The following is a 5,509-nucleotide window of genomic DNA, read 5'->3' on the forward strand; positions in this document are numbered from 1 at the left end:
AGAATTCATGGCGAATATTTCTCATGAGTTAAAGACGCCTCTTACGGTTATATCCAGCCAGGTTGAAATGCTCCAGTGCATGGGTGACGAAATTGACCGGGAATATTATTACAATTCAATCGTGGAAGAAGTTTCCAAGATGTCTGATATGATTGGAAATATGTTAAATCTTACCGTAATTGAGCACCATATGGATACCATGCAGATGGGCAAGGTTAATTTAAGTGAAATGATGCAGTATCTCATGTTGAAATACGATGCCCTGTTCCGCCAGAGCCAGATTAAATGTAATTTCCATATTGAACCGGAATGTTACGTTATGGGTAACCGCGTGTTTCTGGAACAGGCAGTTGGAAACTTTGTGATGAATGCATTTAACCATACGCTGCAGGGAAGCCTGGTTGAAGTGAGTCTGACCCGGAAACAAGGGGATGTTTACATCGAAGTCTACAATGAAGGAGAACCGATTCCGGAGGAGGATCTTGACAAAATCTGGAGAAGCTTTTATATGAAAGGCGACAACGGAATTGCGCAGGAAGAAGAAAGATCCATGCATGCAGGTCTTGGACTTTATATAGTTCGGAGCATAGTGGGTTTACACCATGGAGAATGCGGAGCAGTCAATGTGGATAATGGTGTGGAATTCTGGATGAAACTCCCAGGGAAGATTTAATAATAAAGAACTAATTATAACCAGTAATTATAAGAAATCATATAAAGTACAATCTGAATGACCTCCAAAGTTTATAGTTATCTAATTTTGGACCCTTTATAGGGAGAGGAATTTTCAGATTGTACTTTTTTGATAAAAATTAGGAAACTATTTTTTGTAAAATGTATTATAATAGATATTATCCGGTTTATAGAATAAGAACGGGTAATAATAATACAACATGGCTTAGAGGAAAAGAGGTGTATTCAATGAATTCAGTAATTTGGGCAGCAGGAGGAACCGGTTTTACATTTTTAATGACAACACTTGGTGCTGCAATGGTATTCTTTTTTCGTGGTAAAGTAAATGACGGTATTCAGCGTATTTTTTTGGGATTTGCAGCAGGGGTGATGATTGCAGCATCCGTGTGGTCATTGCTGATACCGGCAATTGATGAGGCACAGGCGCAGGGACAGATTGCATGGCTCCCGGCGGCAGGAGGTTTTTTACTTGGAGGGGCATTTCTCTTGCTTCTGGATACTTTGCTTCCCCATCTGCATCCGGGAAGTAAAGAGCAGGAGGGAGTATCGGCATCCTGGAAGAGAACAACGCTGCTAGTTTTTGCAGTGACCCTGCACAATATACCGGAGGGTATGGCTGTGGGTCTGTCTTTTGCCCTGGCAGCACAGCATGGAGGGGATCCGGCTTTATATGCAGGAGCATTTGCACTGGCAATCGGTATCGGAATACAGAACTTTCCAGAAGGCGCTGCTATTTCACTTCCGCTGAAGCAGGAAGGTGTCAGCACCGGGAAAGCATTTTTATATGGAAGTATGTCAGGAGTTGTAGAACCGATTTTTGGAGTCTTGACCGTCCTGGTAGCGCGAAACATAGAGCCTTATATGCCCTGGCTGCTTTCCTTTGCAGCAGGTGCCATGATCTACGTTGTGGTGGAAGAGCTGATCCCGGAGGCGCATCTGGGTGAACATTCCAATGTAGGCACCATGGGTGTTATGGCTGGATTTTTAATCATGATGATTTTAGATGTGGCATTGGGGTAGAGCCTGTTTCAAAAGTCTGATCTGCCATGTGCCACGTCCTTTGCAAAAAATGAAAAAAATAGCAAATAAATTTAATTTACTATTGTATCCAAATCAGTGTCTGTTATAATAGAAATAATAAATGAAGATCATTGTTGCATTTTGTAATTATATAACAGAGGGGCTTTTACGCATGGATAATGGAAAACAAGGTACACCGGTAATTGAAATAAAAGCCAGAAATCAGGAATTACAGAGTTTGACCAATAATGTACCGGGTGCAATCTTCTGCTGCAAATTTGATGAACAGTTAACCCTTACTCAAATGAGCGATTCCTTTTTAGAGATGTTCGGTTATACGAAAAAAGAGATTGAGGAAAAGTTTGCAAACAGTTTCTGGAAAATGATCGATGAGAGGGATCGTGCTTCATCACTGAAAGAAGTGAAGGAACAGCTTGCCCACAGTAATACCAAGGAAATAGAGTACCGCATTCGCAAAAAAGACGGCAGTGCTGCCTGGGTTCTGGATAAGGGCAGACTGATTTCCAACGGCGATGGAAGCGGGATCTTCTATTGTGTGCTGGTGGATATTACAAAAGGGAAACTTGCTCAGGAAGAATTGGCAATGAGCCTGGAACGCCACCAGATCATCATGGATCAGACAAACGATATTGTTTTTGAATGGGACATTGTGAAAGATAGTCTTAGTTTTTCCGGGAATTGGGAAAAGAAGTTTCATTATGAACCCATTAGAGAAAACTTCTTTGCATCAATAACTTATAGATCTCATGTATTCCGGGAGGATCTGCCTGATTTTCGAAATGCATTTGAGCAGATTAAAAATGGGCAGGGCTACCGGGAGATAGAAGCGCGAGTAAAAAAGACGGAGGATGAATACATCTGGTGCAGATTTCGTCTTACAGCCCAGTTTAATAAAGAGGGGATTCCAGTTAAAGCCGTTGGCGTCATCATTGACATAGACAACGAGAAAAAGAATTCCCAACAGCTTTTGGAAAAAGCAGAGAGAGACCCGCTTACGAAACTCTACAACAAGGGAACGGCACAAGCTTTAATTGAGAACTTTCTGCAGAGGGGCAGTATGGGAAGGCAATCTGCACTGATGATCATTGACATTGATGATTTTAAAATTGTAAATGATACCATGGGACATTTATTTGGAGATGCATTTCTTATGGAAATCACTTCAGATGTCCGTAAACTGTTTCGTGAGTCGGATGTGGTGGGACGTATTGGCGGCGATGAATTTATTGCTTTTATCAAAGATATACCAGGAAAAGAACTGGTATTTCAGAAAGCAAGACAGGTGGTAGAGGCATTTCGCAGTATGCCCATGCAGGAGAGCTGGGAAAAACCCATATCCTGCAGCATTGGGATTTCACTGTTCCCGGATGACGGTGAGCAGTTTCAGGAATTATACAAGAAGGCGGATTGTGCTTTGTATCAGGCGAAAAAGCAGGGTAAGAACCAATTTGTGCATTATGATAATGCTATATGCGGCGGTTTTATAGGAATACCGGTTCCAATGCCAACGGCAGTCAATGAGAAGATTGACTCCAATGAGGGTCAGGGGAATACACTGAATACAAAACTGGTAGAGTACATATTTAAAATTCTCTATAAATCGATTGATGTGGAAGCTGCAGTCAGTGCAATTCTGGAGATCGTAGGACGCCAGTTTAATGTCAGCCGGGCATACATCTTTGAAAATACCGAGGATGACCGCTACTGCAGCAATACTTTTGAATGGTGTAATGCAGGTGTAAAGGAAGAAATTGATAACCTGAAGCATGTATCCTATGAGGCTGATCTGGGAGGAAACTACGTAGCGAATTTCAATGAAGACGGAATTTTCTACTGCAGAGATATTCTGGAATTGCCCAGGAAACAAAAAGATATCCTGGAACCCCAGGGAATTAAGTCTATGCTCCAGTGCGCAATAACTGATAATGGAGAATTTAAAGGGTATGTAGGCTTTGACGAATGCAGGATGAATCGATTCTGGACACAGGAGCAGATCACAATATTGATCTTTACCAGTGAAATATTAAGCACCTTTCTCTTAAAGAAACGTGCCCAGGACAGGGTGGTGCAGACTCTGGAAGGAATGCAGAATATACTGGATAATCAAAATTCCTGGATTTATGTAATCGGTGTAGAAACTTATGAGATGTATTATATCAATCAAAAGACAAGATCCCTGGTACCGGATGTAAAAGAAGGCATGTGCTGTTACCGAAAGTTCTTCAATCGGGAAGAACCTTGTGATAACTGCCCTGTAAATGATCTGAGTGGAACCGTAAAAAACTGTACAAAAGAATTCTATAATCCCGTTCTAAATGTCTGGTCCAGTGCGGATGCATCGTTGATTACCTGGAAAGGGAAAGAAGCAGTCCTGCTTTGCTGCCATGATATCACAAAATACAAGAGAAACAGTTGATGCAGTTAGCTGATAAAATGGAATATAAAGCAAAACCAGCGCCGAACGTAACGTTCGCGCTGGTTTTTTTAGGTTTAGGCATTAAACATAATTCGTTCACTGCTGAATGCTTTCGCAATAATTGCAGTTATGGCACCGCCCACCAGAACGGTTATACCAAGGGTCATGGCAAAATGAAGTACGGTTAATTCTCTGGTGAAGATTTCGCCAAGTGCAATGCTGCAGTTATAAATAGGGATCAGGTATTCGTATGTGGAATGTCCTGAGGAAGGGGAAATCATGGTGAACATTCCTGCAACAATAACAATAATGTATAAAGGCGTTACATAGGATGCTGCTTCTTTTACAGTACGGGCGAATACCGATACAATGCCTACCAGTGCCACATATAAAAATGCGAGAGCGATAATAATTGCAGCCATCATAATAATCTGTCCTGGGGTAAAGGTAACAGTCATATTTTCTGCACCCATAGAAGACATTGTCTTGGGGAGTGAAACCGTTAATGCTATAATGTATACGGAAGCAGACATAATAGACAGCGTCATCAGTGCCAGCAGTTTTCCAAGAGCGATATCAAATCGGCTGATTGGCGTTACCAGCATACTTGCCAGAGTACCACGTTCCTTTTCTCCGGTAATAGAGTCCGTACCAAGAGACATAGTACCTGCAAATAAAAGAATGGTTACCAGATAAGGCAGCAGCATGGCAAGGAACTGGCCTGAGGCTTTCGCATCATCCTGAATAATAGGATTCTCATTCGTATTGTCAATGGTAAATACGGTCAGTACATCCAGGTTGCCCAGACGATCAGCTAATAATGCTTTTTGATAGCCGTTCAGGGATGTTATAAATGCATCGTGAGCATGCTGGGAGTAATTTTCCGACGGGTTATAGAATGTCTGGATGTCCGGAATCGGATCACCGTCTTTGTAGTCTGCAATCTGTTGGCTGAAATCTATGGGGAAGACAACCAGAAGATCCACTTTTCCGTTATAAATGCCGTCTTTTGCGCCATCCAATGACTCATCTGCCTGCACATAGGTAACATCCGCTTTCCCAAAGAAATCCTCCATATGTTCCTTCATATCTTCCGGCGCATTCTGAACAGAAACGATGGGGATATGTTCTTTGGTGTTCTGGGATTCTTTGTTGCCCAGATAACCCATCAGGCTGTATATTCCAACCATAAGAACTACCGGAAGGATGAATAGTGAAAATATCATCTTTGAATCTTTAAATACACGTTTTAATTCTTTACAGTAAATAGCTTTTGTTCCGTTCATGGTTATACCACCTTTCCATAAGTCTGGTAAAGTTTAAAGAAAGCATCCTCCAGATCATCACATTCTGTCCGGT

The 5,509-nt window shown here is 41.8% G+C and carries 4 protein-coding genes; 3 read left to right on the forward strand and 1 reads right to left on the reverse strand.

Annotated elements, in window-relative coordinates; translation table 11 throughout:
- From ACH2DQ_RS01070 to ACH2DQ_RS01080, 3 genes are all read left to right on the forward strand, one after another.
- Nucleotides 1-673: sensor histidine kinase (locus tag ACH2DQ_RS01070; protein ID WP_395025165.1), on the forward strand; the 673-nt coding region annotated here is incomplete at its 5' end.
- 248 nt (nucleotides 674-921) lie between these two features.
- Nucleotides 922-1,713 carry a ZIP family metal transporter gene (locus ACH2DQ_RS01075; protein WP_394911075.1) on the forward strand — a complete coding sequence of 264 codons (792 nt, stop codon included), beginning with the start codon at nucleotides 922-924 and terminating at the stop codon, nucleotides 1,711-1,713.
- A gap of 172 nt (nucleotides 1,714-1,885) precedes the next feature.
- Nucleotides 1,886-4,150 (forward strand): diguanylate cyclase domain-containing protein, encoded by a 2,265-nt coding sequence (locus ACH2DQ_RS01080; protein ID WP_394911076.1) that lies wholly within the window; start codon nucleotides 1,886-1,888, stop codon nucleotides 4,148-4,150.
- Between the two features lie 74 nt (nucleotides 4,151-4,224).
- Here ACH2DQ_RS01080 and ACH2DQ_RS01085 read toward each other — a convergent pair whose 3' ends face one another.
- Nucleotides 4,225-5,436, reverse strand: a complete 1,212-nt coding sequence (locus ACH2DQ_RS01085) for an ABC transporter permease (protein ID WP_394911077.1) — start codon at nucleotides 5,434-5,436, stop codon at nucleotides 4,225-4,227.
- Nucleotides 5,437-5,509: the final 73 nt, after the last annotated feature.

The organism is Robinsoniella sp. (assembly GCF_034124845.1).